We start from the raw sequence: 20,363 nt of genomic DNA, 5'->3' as shown, positions 1-20,363 counted from the left end.
TTATTTGTACGAAGCAGGCTCACTTTTTGAAGCCTGTTTTTTTTATTTAAAACAACAGATTATGACCAATAAAGATTTACTGAAAATTGCGGAACAGTTTGGAACTCCAACGTATGTTTATGATGCGGAATCCATTAAAATTCAGTACGAAAAACTCACTTCGTCTTTTCATAAAAGCACAAGATTTTTCTATGCCTGTAAAGCACTTTCGAACATCAACATTCTGAAATATGTGAAAAGTTTGGGCGGAAATTTGGATTGTGTTTCCATCAACGAAGTAAAATTAGGTCTGAAAGCAGGTTTTGAAGCACAAAATATTTTGTTCACACCAAACTGTGTTGATTTAACAGAAATTGAAGAAGCAATGGCTCTGAAGGTACACATCAATATCGACAATATTTCGATTTTGGAGCAGTTTGGAAATAATCACGGTGATTCTTACCCGATTTTTGTGAGAATCAATCCGCATATTTTTGCCGGCGGAAACTATAAAATTTCTACAGGTCATATCGATTCGAAATTCGGAATTTCAATTCACCAACTTCGTCATATTGAGCGTGTTATGAAAACCACGGGCGTCAATGTAGAAGGACTTCACATGCATACCGGAAGCGAAATTAAAGACCCGAATGTTTTCCTGGAAGGTCTTGAAATTATGTTCCAATTGGCAGAACATTTCCCGAATCTAAAATATCTGGACATGGGAAGTGGTTTCAAAGTTCCTTATCAGGACGGCGAAATTGAAACCGATGTGAAAGATTTGGGCAATAAAGTAGAAAAAGCGGTTTCAGAATTTTCGAAAGAAACAGGAAAGAAATTCGAGCTTTGGTTTGAACCGGGTAAATTTTTGGTTTCAAAATCGGGACATTTAATTGTAAAAACCAATGTTATTAAGCAAACAACGGCAACTGTTTTTGCGGGAATCAACTCCGGATTTAATCATTTAATTCGCCCTATGTTTTACGATTCTTATCATATTATCGAAAATCTTTCGAATCCAAAAGGGGCAGAAAGAATTTATACCGTGGTCGGAAACATCTGTGAAACAGACACTTTCGCATGGGACAGAAAACTGAACGAAGTTCGGGAAGGCGATATTTTGGTGTTCAGAAATGCGGGAGCTTATGGTTTCGAAATGAGTTCCAACTTTAATTCCCGGCTGAAACCTGCTGAAGTGTTGTGGTTGGATGGAAAAGCGCATTTAATCAGAAAGCGTGACGAATTCGAAGATTTGTTGAAAAACCAAATTGAGGTTTTGTAAATCGTGTTTTTTTTCTAATTTTATTCAAAATCAACAACATGAAAAAATTACTCACATTCGCCGCATTTTCAATTTGTGCATTTGCTTTTTCTCAGAAAGAAGTTAAGCTTGTTAATGCTAATGATTCTCAGACCAAAATGGTAAAGACTTTAGAGTCTAATTTGGATACAGTGGGAAGAAATTTTCAGGTAAACGGTGAGTTTTTGGTGAAATTCTCTGTGAATGACAACCAGATTTCCAATTTCGAAGTATTTCCAAAAACAGATAAAAACTTTGAAGTTGAACTGAAGAGAGCGGTTGGTAGAAGCGTAAAAAAACATGAAGGAAGTGATGATGTGGAGATGAAAGTTGCTTTTTCACAATCGCCTAAAGAAGTTCACGGAAGAACAAACTTAAACGCAGGCGATCCCTTCCGCTCTGCAGTGTCAATGAGATAAATTCTGAATTATTAAATTTAAAACTTCACGAAACCGTGAAGTTTTTTTATTTTTATACAATGAAAAATTTAGTTCTCATTCTTCTGTTCATGGTAGGTTTTCTCGCAAAGTCGCAGTATCTTATTGAAGATAATGATATTACAGAAAACAGCAACGAATTTGGGAGAGCACAGTTTTTTTTCGATTTAAATAACCCTCTCGAATTTTACCGCTTAAAGTGCGAAAATGCTAAGTATGCACAGTTTCCAGGTGGTGAAAGCGCTTTTAAACAAATGCTTTTTAATGCTTTGAAATCAACAATTAATCAGGGAAATTATTCTGTAAACGGAACTTTCGAATTTGTTTTAAATATTGATAAAAACGGAAATCTTCATAAATTCACGCTCAAACCTGAAGTTCAGAATGGTGATCTTTTGTACCGCGACCTCAATTTTATGTTTGGACAAATGAAACAAAAGTGGATTCCCGCAACCTGTAACGGTGTCGCAACGGATTCTAAACTAAGAATAAGAGTAAATTTTAGAACCGAAAATTTTGATTTGTAAGATTATGAAATATATATTACTTTTCTTTTTACCATTTTTTTTAACAGCTCAGGTTAATTATAGTTTTCCAACTAACCAAAACGCTTACGAAGGAGGAATGGAGGCTCTTTATAAAGATTTACATGATGGCCTTATAAAAGACAGCATCAAAGTTTGCAGCAATGCAGATGAGGTTTACCGAATGAAAGTATTGGTTGATGAAAATGCTAACGTAAAATTTGTGCATGAGTTTGATACGCAGTATGTTGAAAGTAATTTTTGTGCATTTGAAATCGCAAAAAAATCTCTGAAATATCTAACTAAATGGAACGCTCCCGAAGTTAATGGTAAAAAAGTGAAAGCACTTTTTGAATTTTATTTTTCTCCCTCGGATTTGATAAATAATTTTAGCCCTGGTTACAAAGCAGAAAATTTTTTAACATCAGCTTCTTTTAAAAATAGAGGAATAAAAGAATTTCAGCAACAGTTCTCAAAATGTTTTGATTTCGGAGATTTTGAATTTACTGAAATTGAATTTACTGTAAATTTTGAAATAAATACAAAAGGTGAAATTCAGTTTATTTTTATAGAGCCTGATTATGGAAACAAAAGTTTTACAAATATGATTTTGGGTTGCCTTGAAACAAAGGAAAAATGGGAACCAGGTAAATATAGAAATACACCTGTAATTACAAAGATTAAACTGCCAATTAAAGCAACAATAACAAAAAATTAATCTGCCATTCTGGCACAAAAATTTGTATCTTTGCACACTAATTTGTTCAAAGTTAAAAGTTCAGGGTTCAGAGATAAACCTTAAACTTTGAACTCGGAACTTTAAACCGAAACCGTGCAGGAAAAATACATAGACGAAACCAAACAGGGCGAAGCTTTTGCGATTGCTGAAAAGCCCGAAAATACTAAAAAACTCTTTCTTGAAAGTTACGGATGTCAGATGAACTTCTCTGATTCCGAGATTGTTGCATCTATTCTGAACGAACAGGGCTACAACACTACTTTAGATGTTAAAGAAGCAGATTTAATTTTGCTGAATACCTGTTCCATCCGTGAAAAAGCAGAACAAACGGTGAGAATGCGTCTTTCTCAGTTCAAAAATCAGAAAAAAGAAAACCCGAATCTTACAGTTGGCGTTTTAGGATGTATGGCTGAACGTCTAAAAACCAAATTTTTGGAAGAAGAACATTTGGTGGATTTGGTTGTTGGTCCCGATGCTTACAGAGATTTACCGAATTTGCTGAAAGAAACTGAAGATGGAAGAGATGCCATCAACGTAATTCTTTCCAAAGAAGAAACTTATGCAGACATCAATCCGGTTCGTTTGGGCGGAAACGGCGTTACAGCTTTCGTCACAATTACTCGTGGTTGCGATAATATGTGTACGTTTTGCGTTGTTCCATTCACAAGAGGTCGTGAAAGAAGCCGTGATCCGCATTCCATCATTGAAGAATGTAAAGATTTGTGGAACAACGGTTATAAGGAAATTACGCTTCTTGGACAAAATGTAGACTCTTACCTTTGGTTTGGTGGCGGCGCGAAAAAAGATTTCAAAAACGCTTCTGATATGCAGAAAGCAACTGCAATCGATTTTGCACAACTTCTTGATATGGTGGCGAATGAAGTTCCGGAAATGCGCATCCGTTTCTCAACATCCAATCCGCATGACATGAATGAAGATGTGTTCCGCGTGATGGCGAAACACGATAATATTTGCAAATACATTCACTTACCGGTTCAAAGCGGAAGCGACCAAATGCTTGAAAAAATGAACCGTCAACACACTCGTGAAGAGTATTTAACGCTGATTAATCACGCCAAACAAATCGTTCCTGAAATTGCTTTTTCTCAGGATATGATCGTAGGTTTCTGTGGCGAAACGGAAGAAGATCATCAATTGACACTTTCTTTAATGAAAGAAGTAGAGTACGATTACGGTTATATGTTCGCTTATTCTGAAAGACCGGGAACTCCGGCTCACATAAAAATGATAGACGATGTTCCTGCAGATGTAAAACAAAGGAGATTGGCGGAAGTAATTGCATTGCAAGGCGAACTTTCAAGAAAAAGAATGGCAGGTTACGTTGGTAGAAACCACGAAATTTTAATTGAAGGAACTTCCAAAAAGAACGAAAACCAATGGAAAGGTAGAAATTCCCAAAATGCCGTTTGCGTTTTCGATAAACTAGACGGACAGAAAATTGGCGACATTGTCACTGTTTTCGTCCACGGAAACACGCAGGGAACACTTTTGGGGGAAACGGTTTCTTAATGAGACAATTTGATGATAGGACGATGAGGTAATTTGTATCCGAAATCGTCTGAAAGTAAAATTTTAAATGTCTCAACTCATCACCATATTATCACATTAAAAAAAATGACAGACCTACAATCCATAAAAAACCGCTTCGGCATTATCGGGAATTATCCCGCTTTAAACCGGGCGATAGAAAAAGCCATACAAGTGGCACCTACTGATATTTCTGTTCTTGTTATCGGAGAATCCGGAGTTGGTAAAGAACATATCCCGAAAATTATTCATGCTGAATCGAAAAGAAAACATCAACCATATATCGTTGTCAACTGCGGTGCAATTCCGGAAGGAACGATTGATTCCGAACTTTTCGGTCACGAAAAAGGAGCTTTTACAGGAGCAACTGCAACGAGAAAAGGGTATTTTGAAGTTGCAGACGGCGGAACCATTTTCCTTGATGAAGTTGGTGAATTGCCTTTACAAACTCAGGTTCGACTTTTAAGAGTTTTGGAAAGCGGAGAATTTATGAAAGTGGGTTCCTCACAAATTCAGAAAACGAATGTGAGAATTGTTGCTGCAACCAACGTGAACATGATGAATGCGATTAGCGACGGCCGTTTTCGCGAAGATTTATATTATCGATTAAACACCGTTCAAATTGACATGCCACCTTTGAGAGAAAGACGTGGCGATATCCATTTAATCTTCAGAAAATTTGCAATCGATTTTGCTGAAAAATACAGAATGCCCGAACTTCAGCTTACTGAAGACGGGGTAAAATATCTCGAAAATTACAGTTTTCCGGGAAATATTCGTCAGCTCAGAAATTTGGTAGAACAAATGACGGTTGTAGAGCAAAACCGTGAAGTCAATTCTACAAAACTGGCGGAATACATTCCGATGCAAACCAATCTTCCGGCGGTTGTACAAAGAAATGGAGGTGGAATTTCAAATTCAGAATTCAATTCCGAAAGGGAAATTATTTACAAAATCCTTTTCGACATGCGAAGCGATTTGAATGATTTAAAATCCTTAACTTCGGAACTGATAAAAAACCGCGGAAATTCCAATTTCAGCAATCAGGAAAAGGATTTAATCGGACGTGTTTTCAATGCTGATACGCAGCCTTCCAATCCAAATTCTCTATTGTATTTTGAGAATGGAAAAGAAGGAAATGTTCAGAATCCAACCATCATTTCAAATATGGATGATGATTTTGATGATATCGAAGATATTGAAGTGGAGGAAACTAAACCCGAAACTTTATCATTGCAAAATAATGAGCGTGAACTCATTTTAAAAGCGCTCGAAAAGCACAAAGGAAGAAGAAACCGTGCAGCAGACGAATTGGGAATCTCCCAAAGAACGTTGTACCGAAAAATAAAACAATATAACCTAGAAGAGTAATGACAGTTAACGTAAAACCGGTAGATTTTAAATTTGGCGAATACATCAGCAAGGCCATCGATTTAATGAAAAAAGATTTAGGAAACTTTATTGTAGCCTACATTTTTGTAATTATTATGTCCATTATCCCTTTGTGTGGACTTTTGGCGATTGGAAATTTTTATAAATATTGCAGAAAAGTATATTACGGAGAACCAACTTCGCCTTCAGAAATTTTCAATTTTGATGATTTCGTGCCGTATCTTTTGGCGCAACTTGTTTTAATTGCCTGTATTTTACCGTTTTACATTCCTATGATTGTAATGTCTATTGCTAATGGAGATGGAGAACCAAGTCCTGCTTTTGGAGTTGCAGTTGTCGTTTTAGCATTGGCTATGATGGCTGTTGTTTTTTGGTTTTTGGTAAAAGCGTTTTATATTCCGGGATTAATCTCGTTGAGAAAAGTTCAGGATCTAAAAACCGCGTGGAACATGTCCAACATCATGACGAAGGGAAATTTTATGAACATTTTACTTTTTGTAATTGTCGTAAGTTTCCTTGCACAACTTGGTATCCTAGCGTGTTTTATCGGGTTAATTGTAACCATGCCTTTCGCGTATGTGAGCAATTATTTTGCTTACGAGGATGCTTTTAAACAGTTGGAAGACGATGAAATTAAAGAAATTGGAGTTAGGAATGAAGCATAATATTTTCAGAAATATTTTTAGTTTTTTAATCATTATTTCAGCAGGTTTTTTGTTGAAATCATGTTATTCTTTCACTGGTTCTTCTTTGAAGGAAGATGTGAAAACTTTTCAGATTAAAGAATTTGTCAATAACGCTCCTTTGGTGAATCCAACTTTGGCGCAGCAGTTTTTTATTGATATTCAGAATAAATTTCAGCGTACCACTTTGAAGGGAACTACGGAAAAACCAGACATTTTTATTGAAGGCGAAATTACAGATTACACGATTTCTCCAACAACCATTTCTAGTCCCGTGAACGCTGCAGGTGGAACCATTCAGGCTGCGCAAAACAAACTGACGATTACCGTAAAAGTTCATTACGAAAACGCAAGATATCCCGACGAAAGTTTCGACAGAACGTATTCTGATGAAGCGGCTTTCAGCAGCGATTTGGATATTAATGCCATTGAAGCTTCGCAGGTAAAAATTGTGAACGAAAGAATTATCAACAAGATTTTTAACGATATTGTAGCCAATTGGTAAGATGAACGCAAGAGTTTTAGAATTGCTGAAAAACCCGGATTTAATCCGAAATGAAGATTTGAATTTGCTGAATGCGGAAATTCAAAAGCAACCTTATATCCAGAACATCAGAGCATTATATCTTTACGGAACGCATCAGTTTTTGCCAGAAAATTATCAGCAGGAACTTTCGAGAACGGCAGCTTATACAACGGATAAGAAAATTTTATATCAGTTTATCAATAAAATTCAGCCTAAAGTTTTGGTTGAATCTAAATATGAAGTGGAAGAAGTTCAGCCTGAAAAAGTTGAAATGAAGTATGAAATTTCAGAAAAGAAACCTGAAATTACTTCCGCTGTTGAAACATCACAGCCAGTTTACAATGACATTCAGTTGAGGGAATTTGAGCCACCAAAACCGGTTTATATTAATGGAGAACTGAACCGAATTTTGTTTGAAGGTGAAGAAGATTTTCTGAATCAAAAAACAGAAAAAATAGATTTGAACCAAACATTGGAATCTGGAACGATTGTAACGCAGAAAGCGGAAATTCAGGAAGTTGTAGAAACTGAAAAGGTAGAGGAAGTAAAATCTGAAGAACTAACATTTGAAGAAATTCCCGAAGCTGAAAATTTAAGCAAAGAAACTGTCATCAACGTAGATGAAATCAAAACTGAAGAACCTGTTGTTGAAAATTCAGCTGAAGTAAGTTTCCACGGAACGGAAGATTTTATGCCGGAAGTAAAAATTGCTGCAGCTCCAGTTACGCCAAATTTTACAGCTCCAAAACCTCAGGTTAACCGTCATGAAGAGGAAATGAAGCGACTGATTGCGGAAGTGGAAGCCAAAATGAAAGCTTCTAAAAAAGAAATTAAAGTAATTGAAAAAGAGGAAATCACGCCTTTAAATACTGAAATCAATTTTGCGGAAACCCACGATTTTAAATTTCCAAAACCGGAAGAAAAAATTGAAGAAGCGGTAAAAACAGAAGTTGTCAGCGAAAAAGGAGAGATAACTCAACAAGAAATTAAAACTTCTGAATCGGAACCAACAACTGTCAATACTTCCTGGAAACCAATGAGTTTCGGTGGAAATACACCGGATTCTTTAATTTTAAAACCGGAAACTGTGAAAGTTGAAAAGGTAGAAGCTTCAGAAATTAAGGAAGAACCAAAAACTTCAGAAGTTTCTGCAGTAAAAACGGATGAAAAACCTGCGATGAATATTTCCTTCTTCACACAAAACGTTGCTCCTATTGAAACGTCTGAAACAAAAGAAGAGCCGAAACAGGAAATACAAAAAACAGAGCCTGAAAGTAATGTTCCGGGCTTTATCAACACTTGGCAAAGTTGGTTGAAAATCGACAGGTCCCAACCCAAAGTCGAAGAAATTAGGGAAGTAAAAGATGAAGTTTCCGAAGAAGAAACAAAAGAGGAAATCAAAACCAAGGCCATTGAAACTTTCATCGAAAAGGAACCTAAAATTTCAAAACTGAAAGAAGATAATCAGTTTGTTGTGAAAGAAAAAGCCGACGATATTTCGCACTTAATGACGGAAACTTTGGCAAAATTATATGTAGAACAAAAGCTCTACACCAAAGCTATTAAAGCCTACGAAACCCTTTCTTCAAAACATCCCGAAAAAGCTGAAACTTTTAAAGAAAGAATTAAGGAAATTAAAGAATTGAGACAAAATAAATAAACAAAACTCTTCAGAATCTTCTGAAGGGTTTTGTTTATTTATTTAATTTTATTCGATGCTATTCAATATACTTCGAATCTACTGCTTCCACATCAATTGTTTTAGATGGAGCTGAGGTATTAAATTTCTTGAATTTGTTCCAAATTTTTCTGCCCAAAACAATCACAACTATCACTAAAATGATGGCGGCAATCGCAGCAATTACAGGTGCAGCTAAAGCCAAAACCGACATAATTCCTGCTCCTGCAGTTTCAGTAGTTGCGACTACGGAATTTCCTAAACCTCCGGTTGTCGCAGTAGATGCTGCTCGAGTTCCTGCAAATCCGGAGCTAATCGCAGCTGCAGTTCCACCTCCCGCAATTAAGGCTAAAGCCCACGTTGGAAAAGTTCCCAAATCGGTGAACTGACTTGCAAACATAACAGAACCGGCAACAGTTGCTAATGGGACCGAAAGCGTGTCGAGTAAATGGTCCACATAAGGAATGTAATACGCCAAAATTTCTACAACCGTTGCAATTCCTGTAGTAATCAAAGTTGGAAGTCCGGCTAGCCATTGAAAACTTTCGTTCATCGGAATCCAACCCATATAAGAAGCTAAACTTACGGCAAACATCGGCAGAAATACTCTGAAACCTGAAGCTGCAGCAAGTCCAATACCGATAAATGCACTAATGGCGTACGGTAAATAAGGAATGTTATCTAACATTTTGAATTGATTTATAGTTTATTCGAACACTAATTTACAAAAACTGTGCTAATAAATGTTAAAATTTAATTTTTTGGTTTACAGAGGTTTAGGAAATCTGTTTCGATGTTCTGGCACTTTTCGGGCATTTCTTTTGAAACCCAAAAAAGCATTGATAATGAATGTGTTCCGAATTTTTCTGTGAATATTTCCTTATTCATTCGGTAAGCTTCACGAAGTAATCTTTTAATGCGGTTTCTGTCCACCGCTTTTTTGAAATATTTTTTGGAAACCGAAACGCCAATTTTCTGGTTCTGAACGGAAATATTTTCCTGTGGTTTTTTATCCAAATCCAAAGAAATAATTCGGAGATTTCCACACGTCATCCACTTTCCCTTTTCGAAAAGAAGCGAAATTTCGGATTTGCTTTTGAGTTTTTGTTCGCGTGGAAATTTAAAATCAGTCATCGGATTTTTTCACGAGATAATTAATGACTTCAGCTGCTGCGTAAAGCCCAAAAATAGCAGGAATATAGGAAATGGTTCCGTAAAAAGACCTTTTGAAATTTTTTCCGTCCGTCATTTTCAAACTTTCTTCATTTTGGATTTCATTGGAAAAAACACAGCGAAAACCTTTGTTGATTTTCTCTTTTTTGAGTCTTTTTCGGATTTGTCTCGCTAAAAAACAGTTGTGCGTTTTACTGATATCACGAACCATTACTTTGCTTGGGTCGGTTTTTCCACCGGCTCCCATGGAACTTACGAGTTTTATTTTTCTTTTTCTGGCTTCTTTAATCAATGTGATTTTTGGCGTAACACTGTCGATACAGTCCAAAACATAATCGAATTTTTCGCCATCAAGAATTTCAGCCATATTTTCAGGGTTCAGAAAAGCGTTGATGGATATAAGTTTCAATTCAGGATTAATGTCCATCAATCTTTCAGAAACCACTTCTACTTTATGCTTTCCGATGGTAGAATGAAGTGCAGGAAGTTGTCGGTTAATATTAGTAATATCCACAGTATCACCATCAACAATCGTCATTTTTCCAACGCCGGCTCTTGCTAAAAATTCAGCTGCGAAAGAACCGACACCGCCTAAACCAATCACTAAAATGTTGGCATTCTGTAATTTTTCAAGACCTTTTTCTTTGATAAGAAGCTCGGTGCGTTCAAGCCACTTTTTCTCCATTTTTATACTGAAATTTGAATTTTTTGAAGATTTTCAGCAATTTTTTGCTGTAGATCTTCAATTTTTATGTTTTTTATTTCTGAAACTTTCTGGTAAATTTCTTCAATATTTAAACCTGAATTGTCCGTTTCAAGAAAGATTTTTTCCATCGGAACATTGCCCAGAAATTCCTGCAAAGGTACATTTTGCAGAATTGATTTCCCAAAACTCAGGTAAAAGTCATGCCTGAGTAACTCCTTGCCAATAGTTTCCTTTTTATTAAATCCATGAACAATCATTTGAACCTTCGATTTTTTGCGATAAGGAATTAACGCTGAAAACCTTTTTACACAATGAATAATCATGGGTTTGTTGATTTCATTTGCGATTTCAATCTGTTTTGCGAAGACTTCATGTTGTAGTTTTTCATCGGTTTCAAGCAAACCATCCAATCCACATTCTCCAATGGCAACGCAATTTTTTTGTTTTAAAATTTCTTTCAACCACAAAAATTTTTCTTCCAAATTCACTTCAATTTCATTGGGATGAATTCCGGCTGAGAAATAAAAATCGGGCACGTTTTCATTAAACGCGAGATTGTAAATTCCGAATTTTTTTTCTGAATCGTGGTGGTGGAAATCAAAGCAAAGCATATTCAAAATTAAACAAAAAATCGATTTCTTACTTAAACACTTGTTTATTTGTTAAAGAAATGTTAACTTTAACCAACAGAAAAAATAAACGATGAAAAGGAATTTTACAGAAAAGCAAATCAAAATCCTAGATGTTGCTGAAGAACTTATTGCAAAAAAGGGTTTTGAAGGTACATCAGTTCGGGATATTTCCAGCAAAGCGAATATTAATGTCGCGATGATTTCTTATTACTTCGGTTCAAAGGAAAAAATGCTCGCTTACCTTTACCAGTACCGTGTTTTACGTACGCGCGAAAATTTTTCGGAGTTTGCACATACCATCAAAGATGGAAAAGCGGAAATGCAGATGAAGGAAGTTATCAAATTTATCGTGAACCAAATGTTTCGCTATAATTATTTCCATGGATTTGTGCGTCAGGAAATTCGTCATACAGAAATTGTGAAGGATGAATTACTGGAGTTTTACAGTACTGCTGTCGAAAAAATTGATGAAATCATCAAAAAAGGCGTTGCTTCAGGTGTTTTCAGCTATGCTCCAAAAGCAGAAGATGTATTGACGATGGTTATTGGTTCCGCGCTTTTTATTATCAGAAATAAGAAATTTTACGAAAATTATTTGCCGAATTCTTCCGAAGAAAAATACATGCAAAATGCAGAGTTGAAAATCCGGGGAACACTTTATCAAACCATTTTTTCGCTTTTAGGGTATACTGTTGAAGTTTAAACTGCGTTAAAGTATCATAAAATAGTTTCTTTTGGCAAAAAAATTTTATTTTTGCAAATTGAAAATAAAGCGGGCAATCTGCTTTTCAGGAGAATTTATGAAAAAAACGTTAACAGTATTGGTGTTGTTGCTTCTTATGACGGCTTGTAACAAGAAGTATGATGTAGCCATGAAAAGTGCTGATAAAGCATTTATATTAGAAACCGCAAACGAATATTTTGCACAGAAAAAATGGCAACAGGCGATTGCTTTGTACGAAAGACTTCCAAATCTTGTAGCTGGAACCGATGATGCAAAAACCGTAATTTTCAACACGGCGTATGCTAATTATTACGATAAGCAGTACAAAGTTGCAGGTCATCACTTCAAAAATTTTTCGGTAACCTTCCCGGAAGATCCGAGAGCTGAAGAAGCGGCGTACATGTCAGCATTGTGCTATTATGAAGGTTCTATGGATTACAATCTTGATCAGACAAGTACCGAATCTGCCATCAACGAACTTCAGAACTTTTTGAACAATTATCCAAATTCTGAAAGATCAAAAAATATCAGTCAGCTCATCGACGAACTTTCTACAAAGCTTGAAACTAAGGCTTTTGAAAATGCTAAACAGTACTTCAAAATGGCTGAGTATAAAGCATCAAACGTTGCTTTCGAAAATGTTTTGGAAGATTTCCCTGCGACAAAGCTTCGTCCAAGAATTTATGATTACATCATGAAATCCAGATACGAACTGGCAATGAATTCTGTTTATGATTTGAAAGCTGAAAGAATTGAAAATGCTTTGGCTTACTCCAGATTTGTGGAAAAAGAACTTCCTTCAACAGAATATTCTAAAAATGCTTTGGATTTAAGAGGAAAATTGGAATCTGAAAAAGCACGTTTCGAGAAAGTAAAAGTTCAGGTTGAAGAACAAAAAGCGAAAATCGCAGCCAAGCAAAATGCTGAATTAGCGAAACTTGACGCGAAAGAAAAGCAGAAGAAAGGAGAGCAGGATGCAAAAACTTCTGAAGTAAAAGAATTTGATGCAAAACGCGATAGTGCGGCTGCTGTAACACCGGAACCTGCTGCGACTTTCAAGATTAAAAGAAATTAACTAAATTTGCAACCCATAATTTAAAACAATCCACTGAAAATGAGTGTAAAAGATACAAAAGCAGAAGTAAGCACCATCACTTACGACAAAGATAAAATCGAAGAAAAAGTAGGCTCTATCTACGAAGCAATCGTTATCATGGGTAAAAGAGCAGAGCAAATCAACGCAGAAATCCGCAGCGAACTGCACGGAAAACTGGATGAATTTGCAGTACATAACTCTACTTTGGAAGAAGTTTTCGAAAACAGAGAGCAAATTGAAATTTCAAAACACTACGAAAAACTTCCAAAACCAACTTCAATTGCTATTGAAGAATGGTTGAACGATGAGATTTACTTCAGAAAAACTGAAGACAACAAATAAGAACAGTTTGTGTTTTTAAATAAACGAAAGTCGCAAAGGAATTATTCATTTGTGACTTTTGTTGTTTTTAAAACATTTCAGTATTTTCGTTAAGTTTAAAAATTTTCAACTCATGAGTGTGCAGGGAAAAAAAATTTTGCTGATGATAAGTGGCGGAATTGCTGCTTATAAAATGAACTCTTTGGTAAGAGATTTCATTAAATCCGGTGCGGAAGTAAAAGTAATTTTAACCCCGGCTGCAGAAAATTTTGTAACGAAACTAACGCTTTCTACCCTTTCCAAAAACGAAGTTTACACAGAACTTTTTAAAGAAAACGGAACGTGGAACAATCACGTTGATCTCGCACTTTGGGCAGACGTAATTTTGGTGGCACCTTGTACTGCGAACACGTTGGCTAAAATGGTTCACGGAATCTGTGATAACTTGGTTATTGCGACGTATATGTCTGCAAAATGTCCGGTTTTCATTGCTCCTGCAATGGATTTGGATATGTACGCTCATCCTTCGACAAGACAAAATCTGGAACTGGCTGAAGATTTCGGTCACACGATTATTCCGGCGGAAACAGGAGAATTGGCGAGTGGTTTGGTTGGAGAAGGAAGATTGGCGGAACCTGAAACAATTTTCAATTATATCAATGATTTTTTTGGAAAAAATCCTTCGAAAAATCTACGTGGTAAAACCGTTTTAATTACAGCGGGACCAACGTATGAAGCCATTGATCCTGTTCGTTTTATCGGAAATCATTCATCCGGAAAAATGGGTTTTTCCATTGCGGAAGAAGCGGCGAAAAGAGGAGCGAAAGTCATTTTAGTTTCAGGGCCAAGTTCTCAACAAATTAAAAATCAAAATATTGAACTTCACAGAGTTACATCGGCAAAAAGTATGTTGGATGAAGTCTTCAAATATTATGAAAACGCAGATATCGCCATTGCAAGTGCAGCGGTTGCAGATTATGCGCCAAAAGAAGTAGCGAAGGAAAAAATCAAAAAAAATGATGATACTTTGACTTTGGAATTAGTGAAAAACCCGGACATTCTGAAAAAAATGGGCCAACAGAAAACGAAACAGTTTTTAGTTGGTTTTGCCTTAGAAACTCAGAATGAGGACGAAAACGCCAAAGGAAAACTCGAAAAGAAAAACCTCGATATGATTGTTCTGAACTCGCTTCGTGACGAAGGTGCAGGATTTAAAGGTGATACCAATAAAATAAAAATTTTGACGAAAACAGAGCAGAAAGAATTCAGCCTAAAATCCAAGGATGATGTCGCAAAAGACATCCTGGATTTTATTGAAGAGAAGCTGAAATAATTCCGCGAAAATTCCGTTTTCCAATTTTATAACAAACAATGAAGCATATTTTTACACTGTTTTTACTTGTCATCGCACAATTGGCGTACTCGCAGGAGATTTTGGCGAATGTTCAGGTGAATTACAGTCAGTTGGGCGGAAGCAATACACAGGTTTATAAAACGCTGGAAAAAAATCTGAAGGATTTCATCAATAATACAAGCTGGACCGGTAAAAAACTTCAGAATTTCGAAAAAATAAAGTGCAACTTCGCTATTGTTATCAACAGTAAAGAGGGAAACAGCAGGTACAAATCCTCAATTGTCGTTCAGGCATCTCGTCCTGTTTATCAAACAAGCTACGAAACTCCAATTTTAAACATTAATGACACCGATTTTTCGTTTGATTATACTGAAAATGAAAATCTCACTTTTAATGAAAGACAGTTTTCCGGGAAGAATTTAATTGATGTTGTCAGTTTTTATGTGTACACCATTTTAGGTTACGACGGCGACAGTTTTAAAGCTAACGGAGGACAAGAATGGTTTGAAAAAGCACAAAAAATTTCCCAGAATTCCCAGAACCAAAGATTTAGTGGTTGGTCTGTTGTAGAAGGACCAAGAACGAGAGCTAATCTAATCGACAATATTTTAAAGCCCGAAAATAGTACGCTACGAAACGTTTATTACACCTATCACAGAACCGGAATGGATAATCTTGCAAAGCAAGACCCGCTTCCGGCAAAGAGAAATATTTACGAATCGGTAATGAAGTTGAAATTTTATGAAAACAATTTTCAGATGAATTATCCTTTCAATGTGTTTCTGGATACAAAAAAGAACGAGATTTTCGAAATTTTCCATAACGGTAATAATGCGGGAATCAATATCAATGATTTAAAAACCCTCATGAACACCATTTCTCCAAAAGATTCCGACAGCAAGTGGAATAAGTGGAAATAATTTGTAGAATAAAGTATTAACCGATATTTTTGTAAAACTTTAAGCCTTTGCTTAAAGTTTTTTAATGGATGCTGAACCGAATTTTCATACAAAATTTTGCCTTAATCGACTCCCTGGAAATCAATCTGAATAAAGGACTTCAGGTGATTACCGGAGAAACCGGTGCCGGAAAATCTATTATTTTGGGCGCTTTACGTCTTATTTTGGGTGAAAGAGCAGACGTAAAATCGGTGCAGAATTCTGAAAGCAAAAGCGTTGTTGAAGCAGAATTTAATGTTTCTGAAAATTTGAAATCTTTTTTTGAGGCAAACGATTTGGATTTCGAAGAAAACACCATCATCAGAAGGGAACTTTTACCTACCGGAAAATCCCGGGCTTTCGTCAATGATGTTCCCGCAACATTGGATGTCATCAAAGAACTGTCTTCAAATCTCATTGATATACATTCCCAGTTTGAAACTTCAAATTTATTCAACGAAGAATATCAGTTTAAAATCATTGATGGATTAAGTGATAATAAAACGCTGATTATCAATTACCAAATTGCTTTTTCTGAATTTAAATCTTTACAGAAAAAACTAGTAGACTTAAAAGCCAAACTTTCTCAAGGCAACAAAGAATCGGATTACAAACTTTTCTTGTTGAATGAACTTGAAGAAGCAGAGTTGGATAACGTTGACTTGGAAGAAATTCAGACTCAGCTTTCTCTTCAGGAAAATTCTGGTGGAATTTTGGAAAAACTTTCGGCGGTTTTTCAGCGTTTCGATGCTGAAGAAATCGGTGTTTTGGAAGGGCTGAATGAAATCAGAACTAATCTTTCAAAGGTTGCAGAACTTTCTCATGTTTTTTCAGCGATTAATGAAAGATTCGAAACTAATTTCTTGGAATTGAAGGATGTTATTTTTGAACTTCAAAATGAAGCGGAAAAAATAGAAATTGATCCTGAACTTTTAGAACAGTTGAACGCTAAATTGAATAAAATCAATACATTATTCTTAAAACATAATGTAAATTCCGTTGACGATTTAATTCAAATTCGTGATGAAATTTCCGGCGAACAAAGTGGTTTTTCAGAACTTGAAAATTATATTGCCGAAACTGAAAAAGAGATTTTAAAAGCTGAAGAAAATTTAGATAAACTTTCATCAAAGCTTTCATCCAACCGAAAGAAATCTGCACCTGTTTTCACAAAAAACATCGAAACCTTGCTGAAACAGCTTGGTTTAGAAAAAGCAAAAATTGAAGTTCAGCTTTCAGAAGCAAAAACCTTTAACAATTTCGGAAAAGAAAATGTTGAAATTTTATTTCAAGCAAACTCTGGCTTTCCTTTAAAACCAATTCAGTCTGCCATTTCGGGTGGAGAAAGAAGTCGTGTGATGTTGGCGGTGAAAAAAATCATGGCTGAAAACTCCGAACTTCCTACTTTAATTCTGGATGAAATTGATACAGGTGTTTCTGGAAAAGTTGCTGAGGAAATTGGAAATGTGATGCGTGAAATGTCCCAAAATATGCAACTCATTGTCATCACACATTTGGCGCAAGTCGCTGCAAAAGGCGATAATAACTACAAAGTGGTAAAGCAAGATATTTCTGGAAAAACACAATCGAATATTATTCCACTCGATTCCGACGAAAAACTCCAGGAAATTGCACAGTTGCTTTCCGGCTCAAAAATTACAGATGCCGCTATGAAACAGGCCGAAGAATTGATGAAATAATGTTTCTTGATAAAGATTTTCCCTCCATTATCCAACATCATTCTACACCATATCTGCCGGTTTTACCCATTCATCAAACTGTTCTGCTGTCAAAAGACCGAGATTAATTGCTTCCTCTTTTAAGGTTGTTCCGTTTTTATGGGCGGTTTTTGCAATTTTTGCGGCGTTTTCGTAACCGATGTGAGGGTTCAGAGCGGTCACCAACATTAGGGATTTCTCAAGCAACTCTTTAATTCTTGGTTCATTGGCTTCAATTCCAACTGCGCAATGGTCGTTGAAAGAAATACACGCATCACCCAACAACTGCGCCGACTGTAAAAAATTATACGCCATTACCGGTTTAAAAACATTCAGTTCAAAATTTCCCTGTGTTCCTGCAAAAGAAATGGTAGTGTCGTTTCCTAAAACCTGGGCACAAACCATCGTCATAGCTTCATTTTGTGTAGGATTCACTTTTCCTGGCATTATCGAAGAGCCGGGTTCGTTTTCGGGAATAAAGATTTCACCAATTCCGGAGCGAGGACCGGAAGCCAAAAGCCGAATATCCTGTGCGATTTTGTAAAGCGCAACAGCCAATTGTTTCAAGGCGCCATGAGTTTCCACAATCGCGTCATGAGCAGCTAAAGCTTCAAATTTATTTTCAGCGGTAACGAATGGAATTCCCGTAAAATCAGCAATATATTTGGCAACCAACATATCATAACCTTGCGGAGTGTTGAGTCCGGTTCCAACCGCGGTTCCGCCTAAAGCCAGTTCAGAAAGATGCGGCAAAGTGTTTTTTATTGCCTTCAACGAAAAATTTAGTTGAGCAACATATCCTGAAAATTCCTGTCCTAAAGTTAAAGGTGTTGCGTCCATCAAATGCGTTCTTCCAATCTTCACCACCTTTTCAAATTTTTGCGATTTTTCGGACAAAGTATCTCTCAGTTTTTCAACCGCAGGAATCGTTAGTTCAACAACTTTTTTGTAGGCTGCGATATGCATCGCAGTAGGAAAAGTATCGTTTGAACTTTGGGATTTATTAACGTCGTCATTCGGATGAATTTCAGATTTTTCTCCTAAAATACCACCTTTATTTACGTGAGCTCGGTTCGAAATCACTTCGTTTACATTCATGTTGCTTTGGGTTCCACTTCCGGTTTGCCAAATAACGAGCGGAAACTGGTCATTAAGTTTTCCTGCTAGAATTTCATCACAAACTTTTGCAATCATGTCTCTTTTTTCTGAAGAAAGAACACCTAAATCTGCGTTTGTAAAAGCTGCCGCTTTTTTCAGAATAGCAAAAGCTTCAATAATTTCGTGGGGCATCGAAGCTTCGGGTCCGATTTTAAAATTATTGCGCGAACGCTCGGTTTGTGCGCCCCAAAATTTATCAGCGGGAACCTGGACTTCGCCCATGGTGTCGTGTTCTGTACGGAATTTCATCTTTTTAAATTTTTAGAATCCTAAAGTTACGGATTTAAAATTTTCCTTAAGAGCGCTCATAAAGAACTTTTTTGTATTTTTCATTTTTAATAAATGCACAATGCCCACAAAGTCTGAAAGATTAATGAAAATTTATGGCCGTCTGAAACGAGGTCCGGTCACTATTGAAGTCATCAAAAACTGGGCAGTGAAAAATGATCTGAAATTTTCCGAGCGAACTTTTTATCGGGATTTGAAAAGCCTTGAAAATTCTGTGCTTCTGGAAGGCGAAAAAATTGAGGTTCAATTCGGTGAAAAGAACAAGAAAACGTGGCGGCTTGAATACGATTCCACCAACGAAAAACTCGATGAGTTTGATATCAACAGTTATATTTTGCTAAAAAATTTTGTTCCATTTCCTGTGACGGTAAGTCGTAAAAAATCATTGGAAAACATTGAATCGATTTTCTACAAAACCCAAAGCAAAAGCCGGTTCGTTAATTTTATGGCGGAAGCGGATCAACAAATCAAAAGTTCCAAATTTTATGAAACCGCAGATTCGGACGCTTATCTGAAAATTTTGAACGATATGATTTGGGCAGTTCAAAATCAAAAAGAAATTGCGCTGAAAAAATTTGTTCACGATTATACTTCCATCGCCAAATCGGTGAAATATCCTGTTCTTTTCCTTCGGATGCAGTTGCTTTATCATCGCGGAGTGGTTCACATTGCAGGTTTCATCAAAGAAAACAAAAAATTGTTGGTTTTGGCTTTGGAACAGATTATGGAATATAAACTGACCAACGACTCCTTCAATTCCAAGAAATTGTTGAAGGTTTTGGCCGAAAAAATGATCAGGCGTTTTGGAATTACGGAGAACATCAACGACGAGGTTTATGATATCGAAATTGAGTTTACAGAAGCCACCGGAACATTTGTGAAACACCATTTCTGGCACGGCAATCAAAAATTCGAGCAACAGAAAAACGGCAATTATTTAATGAAGATGAATTGCGGGATCAACCGCGAATTGGTGGGCTGGATTTTTCAGTGGATGAGCAATGTGCGCGTCATTAAGCCGCCACTTTTGCAGGAACTTGTTTTGGCGAAATATAAAGAAGTAGTAAATGATATTGAAACCGAAAAACCACTTGTTTCCAACAATTCTTTCCGGAAGGAGTAGGTGATTGACAGAATTTGGCAGAACAAATCGGTATCTTTGAATTTTCTATTTTAAAACACAGGTGATGAAATGGAGCGAGAATGTGAGTTCTCGCTTTTTTTGCGCGAGGTGATTGACAGAATTTGACAGAGGATTGTGTTAAGTTTGTGTTAAGTAATCTCAAGGTAATTTTTTTAAATGGACAATACTGCAAATAGAAAGCGGAATGTTTTGGATAAACTAGGACGATTTATTCCTGGTTACAAAGGTTATGCATTAAGAGATGAGCGAAGAAATAATGATAAAAAACTTCGTGATCAAGTATGTTCAATTTTGAAACTTTCTAT

Annotated in this window: 21 protein-coding genes; 16 read left to right on the top strand and 5 right to left on the bottom strand. The window is 36.3% G+C overall.

Annotated features, from left to right (window positions below):
- Window positions 1–61: 61 nt before the first annotated feature.
- The 9 genes from lysA to Q0252_RS08395 all read left to right on the top strand — a co-directional run bounded on the left by lysA (window position 62) and on the right by Q0252_RS08395 (window position 8,788).
- A complete protein-coding gene (lysA, locus tag Q0252_RS08435; RefSeq protein WP_297985311.1) occupies window positions 62–1,261 on the top strand; it encodes a diaminopimelate decarboxylase in 1,200 nt (399 codons plus the stop codon).
- A gap of 38 nt (window positions 1,262–1,299) precedes the next feature.
- Complete coding sequence (locus Q0252_RS08430) at window positions 1,300–1,698, top strand: hypothetical protein (RefSeq protein WP_297985310.1); 399 nt, start codon at window positions 1,300–1,302, stop codon at window positions 1,696–1,698.
- A 59-nt stretch (window positions 1,699–1,757) separates the two neighbouring features.
- Window positions 1,758–2,243: a hypothetical protein gene (locus Q0252_RS08425; RefSeq protein WP_297985308.1), complete on the top strand. Its 486-nt coding sequence runs from the start codon at window positions 1,758–1,760 to the stop codon at window positions 2,241–2,243.
- 4 nt (window positions 2,244–2,247) lie between these two features.
- Window positions 2,248–2,958 carry a hypothetical protein gene (locus tag Q0252_RS08420; RefSeq protein WP_297985306.1) on the top strand — a complete coding sequence of 237 codons (711 nt, stop codon included), beginning with the start codon at window positions 2,248–2,250 and terminating at the stop codon, window positions 2,956–2,958.
- Between the two features lie 114 nt (window positions 2,959–3,072).
- Complete coding sequence (miaB, locus tag Q0252_RS08415; protein ID WP_297985304.1) at window positions 3,073–4,509, top strand: tRNA (N6-isopentenyl adenosine(37)-C2)-methylthiotransferase MiaB; 1,437 nt, start codon at window positions 3,073–3,075, stop codon at window positions 4,507–4,509.
- Window positions 4,510–4,614: 105 nt separating this feature from the next.
- Entirely contained in the window at window positions 4,615–5,898 is a 1,284-nt protein-coding gene (locus tag Q0252_RS08410) for a sigma-54-dependent Fis family transcriptional regulator (RefSeq protein WP_297985302.1), read from the top strand.
- On the top strand, window positions 5,898–6,584 hold the full coding sequence (locus Q0252_RS08405; RefSeq protein WP_297985300.1) for a hypothetical protein: 687 nt from the start codon (window positions 5,898–5,900) through the stop codon (window positions 6,582–6,584). Before Q0252_RS08410 ends, Q0252_RS08405 begins: the two co-directional genes overlap by 1 nt.
- Window positions 6,574–7,107 (top strand): LptE family protein, encoded by a 534-nt coding sequence (locus Q0252_RS08400; RefSeq protein ID WP_297985344.1) that lies wholly within the window; start codon window positions 6,574–6,576, stop codon window positions 7,105–7,107. The genes Q0252_RS08405 and Q0252_RS08400 overlap by 11 nt, the downstream gene beginning before the upstream one ends.
- Window position 7,108: 1 nt before the next feature.
- Complete coding sequence (locus Q0252_RS08395) at window positions 7,109–8,788, top strand: hypothetical protein (protein WP_297985299.1); 1,680 nt, start codon at window positions 7,109–7,111, stop codon at window positions 8,786–8,788.
- A 58-nt stretch (window positions 8,789–8,846) separates the two neighbouring features.
- Here the strand turns inward: Q0252_RS08395 and Q0252_RS08390 are convergent, their stop codons facing one another.
- The 4 genes from Q0252_RS08390 to Q0252_RS08375 form a co-directional block, all read right to left on the bottom strand.
- Window positions 8,847–9,494: a DUF4126 domain-containing protein gene (locus Q0252_RS08390; RefSeq protein WP_297985297.1), complete on the bottom strand. Its 648-nt coding sequence runs from the start codon at window positions 9,492–9,494 to the stop codon at window positions 8,847–8,849.
- Between the two features lie 65 nt (window positions 9,495–9,559).
- On the bottom strand, window positions 9,560–9,940 hold the full coding sequence (gene rnpA / locus Q0252_RS08385) for a ribonuclease P protein component (protein ID WP_297985296.1): 381 nt from the start codon (window positions 9,938–9,940) through the stop codon (window positions 9,560–9,562).
- Window positions 9,933–10,664, bottom strand: a complete 732-nt coding sequence (locus tag Q0252_RS08380) for a tRNA threonylcarbamoyladenosine dehydratase (protein WP_297985295.1) — start codon at window positions 10,662–10,664, stop codon at window positions 9,933–9,935. The genes rnpA and Q0252_RS08380 overlap by 8 nt, the downstream gene beginning before the upstream one ends.
- Before the next feature lie 2 nt (window positions 10,665–10,666).
- On the bottom strand, window positions 10,667–11,296 hold the full coding sequence (locus Q0252_RS08375) for a TatD family hydrolase (RefSeq protein ID WP_297985293.1): 630 nt from the start codon (window positions 11,294–11,296) through the stop codon (window positions 10,667–10,669).
- A 91-nt stretch (window positions 11,297–11,387) separates the two neighbouring features.
- Here Q0252_RS08375 and Q0252_RS08370 point away from each other — a divergent pair, with 91 nt between their 5' ends.
- The 6 genes from Q0252_RS08370 to recN all read left to right on the top strand — a co-directional run bounded on the left by Q0252_RS08370 (window position 11,388) and on the right by recN (window position 17,450).
- Complete coding sequence (locus Q0252_RS08370; protein ID WP_297985291.1) at window positions 11,388–12,020, top strand: TetR/AcrR family transcriptional regulator; 633 nt, start codon at window positions 11,388–11,390, stop codon at window positions 12,018–12,020.
- A 97-nt stretch (window positions 12,021–12,117) separates the two neighbouring features.
- The gene (bamD, locus tag Q0252_RS08365; RefSeq protein WP_297985290.1) at window positions 12,118–13,116 is read left to right on the top strand and encodes an outer membrane protein assembly factor BamD; all 999 of its coding nucleotides are present in this window, start codon (window positions 12,118–12,120) and stop codon (window positions 13,114–13,116) included.
- Between the two features lie 39 nt (window positions 13,117–13,155).
- A complete protein-coding gene (locus Q0252_RS08360; RefSeq protein WP_297985289.1) occupies window positions 13,156–13,479 on the top strand; it encodes a DNA-directed RNA polymerase subunit omega in 324 nt (107 codons plus the stop codon).
- A 112-nt stretch (window positions 13,480–13,591) separates the two neighbouring features.
- Window positions 13,592–14,791, top strand: a complete 1,200-nt coding sequence (gene coaBC, locus Q0252_RS08355) for a bifunctional phosphopantothenoylcysteine decarboxylase/phosphopantothenate--cysteine ligase CoaBC (RefSeq protein ID WP_297985288.1) — start codon at window positions 13,592–13,594, stop codon at window positions 14,789–14,791.
- A 38-nt stretch (window positions 14,792–14,829) separates the two neighbouring features.
- Entirely contained in the window at window positions 14,830–15,732 is a 903-nt protein-coding gene (locus Q0252_RS08350; protein ID WP_297985286.1) for a DUF4835 family protein, read from the top strand.
- A gap of 68 nt (window positions 15,733–15,800) precedes the next feature.
- Window positions 15,801–17,450, top strand: a complete 1,650-nt coding sequence (recN, locus tag Q0252_RS08345) for a DNA repair protein RecN (RefSeq protein ID WP_297985284.1) — start codon at window positions 15,801–15,803, stop codon at window positions 17,448–17,450.
- 42 nt (window positions 17,451–17,492) lie between these two features.
- Here the strand turns inward: recN and fumC are convergent, their stop codons facing one another.
- On the bottom strand, window positions 17,493–18,875 hold the full coding sequence (fumC, locus tag Q0252_RS08340; protein ID WP_297985283.1) for a class II fumarate hydratase: 1,383 nt from the start codon (window positions 18,873–18,875) through the stop codon (window positions 17,493–17,495).
- Window positions 18,876–18,975: 100 nt separating this feature from the next.
- Between fumC and Q0252_RS08335 the strand changes: the two genes are divergently transcribed.
- Complete coding sequence (locus Q0252_RS08335) at window positions 18,976–20,037, top strand: WYL domain-containing protein (protein ID WP_297985281.1); 1,062 nt, start codon at window positions 18,976–18,978, stop codon at window positions 20,035–20,037.
- The last annotated feature ends 326 nt before the right edge of the window (window positions 20,038–20,363 follow it).

The sequence above is a fragment of the uncultured Chryseobacterium sp. genome (genome assembly GCF_936933875.1).
Lineage (GTDB): Bacteria > Bacteroidota > Bacteroidia > Flavobacteriales > Weeksellaceae > CAKZIK01.
Note: the sequence above shows the minus strand (reverse complement) of the source record. Positions and strands in the feature narration are given on the sequence as shown.

What these genes read in the sequence shown, in the direction of transcription:
- bamD (WP_297985290.1), top strand. Translation starts at nt 12,118, where the DNA reads ATGAAAAAAACGTTAACAGTATTGGTGTTGTTGCTTCTTATGACGGCT.
- Q0252_RS08430 (WP_297985310.1), top strand. Translation starts at nt 1,300, where the DNA reads ATGAAAAAATTACTCACATTCGCCGCATTTTCAATTTGTGCATTTGCT.
- recN (WP_297985284.1), top strand. Translation starts at nt 15,801, where the DNA reads ATGCTGAACCGAATTTTCATACAAAATTTTGCCTTAATCGACTCCCTG.
- Q0252_RS08405 (WP_297985300.1), top strand. Translation starts at nt 5,898, where the DNA reads ATGACAGTTAACGTAAAACCGGTAGATTTTAAATTTGGCGAATACATC.
- Q0252_RS08335 (WP_297985281.1), top strand. Translation starts at nt 18,976, where the DNA reads ATGCCCACAAAGTCTGAAAGATTAATGAAAATTTATGGCCGTCTGAAA.
- coaBC (WP_297985288.1), top strand. Translation starts at nt 13,592, where the DNA reads ATGAGTGTGCAGGGAAAAAAAATTTTGCTGATGATAAGTGGCGGAATT.
- Q0252_RS08420 (WP_297985306.1), top strand. Translation starts at nt 2,248, where the DNA reads ATGAAATATATATTACTTTTCTTTTTACCATTTTTTTTAACAGCTCAG.
- Q0252_RS08395 (WP_297985299.1), top strand. Translation starts at nt 7,109, where the DNA reads ATGAACGCAAGAGTTTTAGAATTGCTGAAAAACCCGGATTTAATCCGA.
- Q0252_RS08350 (WP_297985286.1), top strand. Translation starts at nt 14,830, where the DNA reads ATGAAGCATATTTTTACACTGTTTTTACTTGTCATCGCACAATTGGCG.
- lysA (WP_297985311.1), top strand. Translation starts at nt 62, where the DNA reads ATGACCAATAAAGATTTACTGAAAATTGCGGAACAGTTTGGAACTCCA.
- Q0252_RS08375 (WP_297985293.1), bottom strand. Translation starts at nt 11,296, where the DNA reads ATGCTTTGCTTTGATTTCCACCACCACGATTCAGAAAAAAAATTCGGA.
- Q0252_RS08400 (WP_297985344.1), top strand. Translation starts at nt 6,574, where the DNA reads ATGAAGCATAATATTTTCAGAAATATTTTTAGTTTTTTAATCATTATT.
- Q0252_RS08425 (WP_297985308.1), top strand. Translation starts at nt 1,758, where the DNA reads ATGAAAAATTTAGTTCTCATTCTTCTGTTCATGGTAGGTTTTCTCGCA.
- Q0252_RS08390 (WP_297985297.1), bottom strand. Translation starts at nt 9,494, where the DNA reads ATGTTAGATAACATTCCTTATTTACCGTACGCCATTAGTGCATTTATC.
- Q0252_RS08410 (WP_297985302.1), top strand. Translation starts at nt 4,615, where the DNA reads ATGACAGACCTACAATCCATAAAAAACCGCTTCGGCATTATCGGGAAT.
- Q0252_RS08360 (WP_297985289.1), top strand. Translation starts at nt 13,156, where the DNA reads ATGAGTGTAAAAGATACAAAAGCAGAAGTAAGCACCATCACTTACGAC.
- Q0252_RS08380 (WP_297985295.1), bottom strand. Translation starts at nt 10,664, where the DNA reads ATGGAGAAAAAGTGGCTTGAACGCACCGAGCTTCTTATCAAAGAAAAA.
- fumC (WP_297985283.1), bottom strand. Translation starts at nt 18,875, where the DNA reads ATGAAATTCCGTACAGAACACGACACCATGGGCGAAGTCCAGGTTCCC.
- rnpA (WP_297985296.1), bottom strand. Translation starts at nt 9,940, where the DNA reads ATGACTGATTTTAAATTTCCACGCGAACAAAAACTCAAAAGCAAATCC.
- Q0252_RS08370 (WP_297985291.1), top strand. Translation starts at nt 11,388, where the DNA reads ATGAAAAGGAATTTTACAGAAAAGCAAATCAAAATCCTAGATGTTGCT.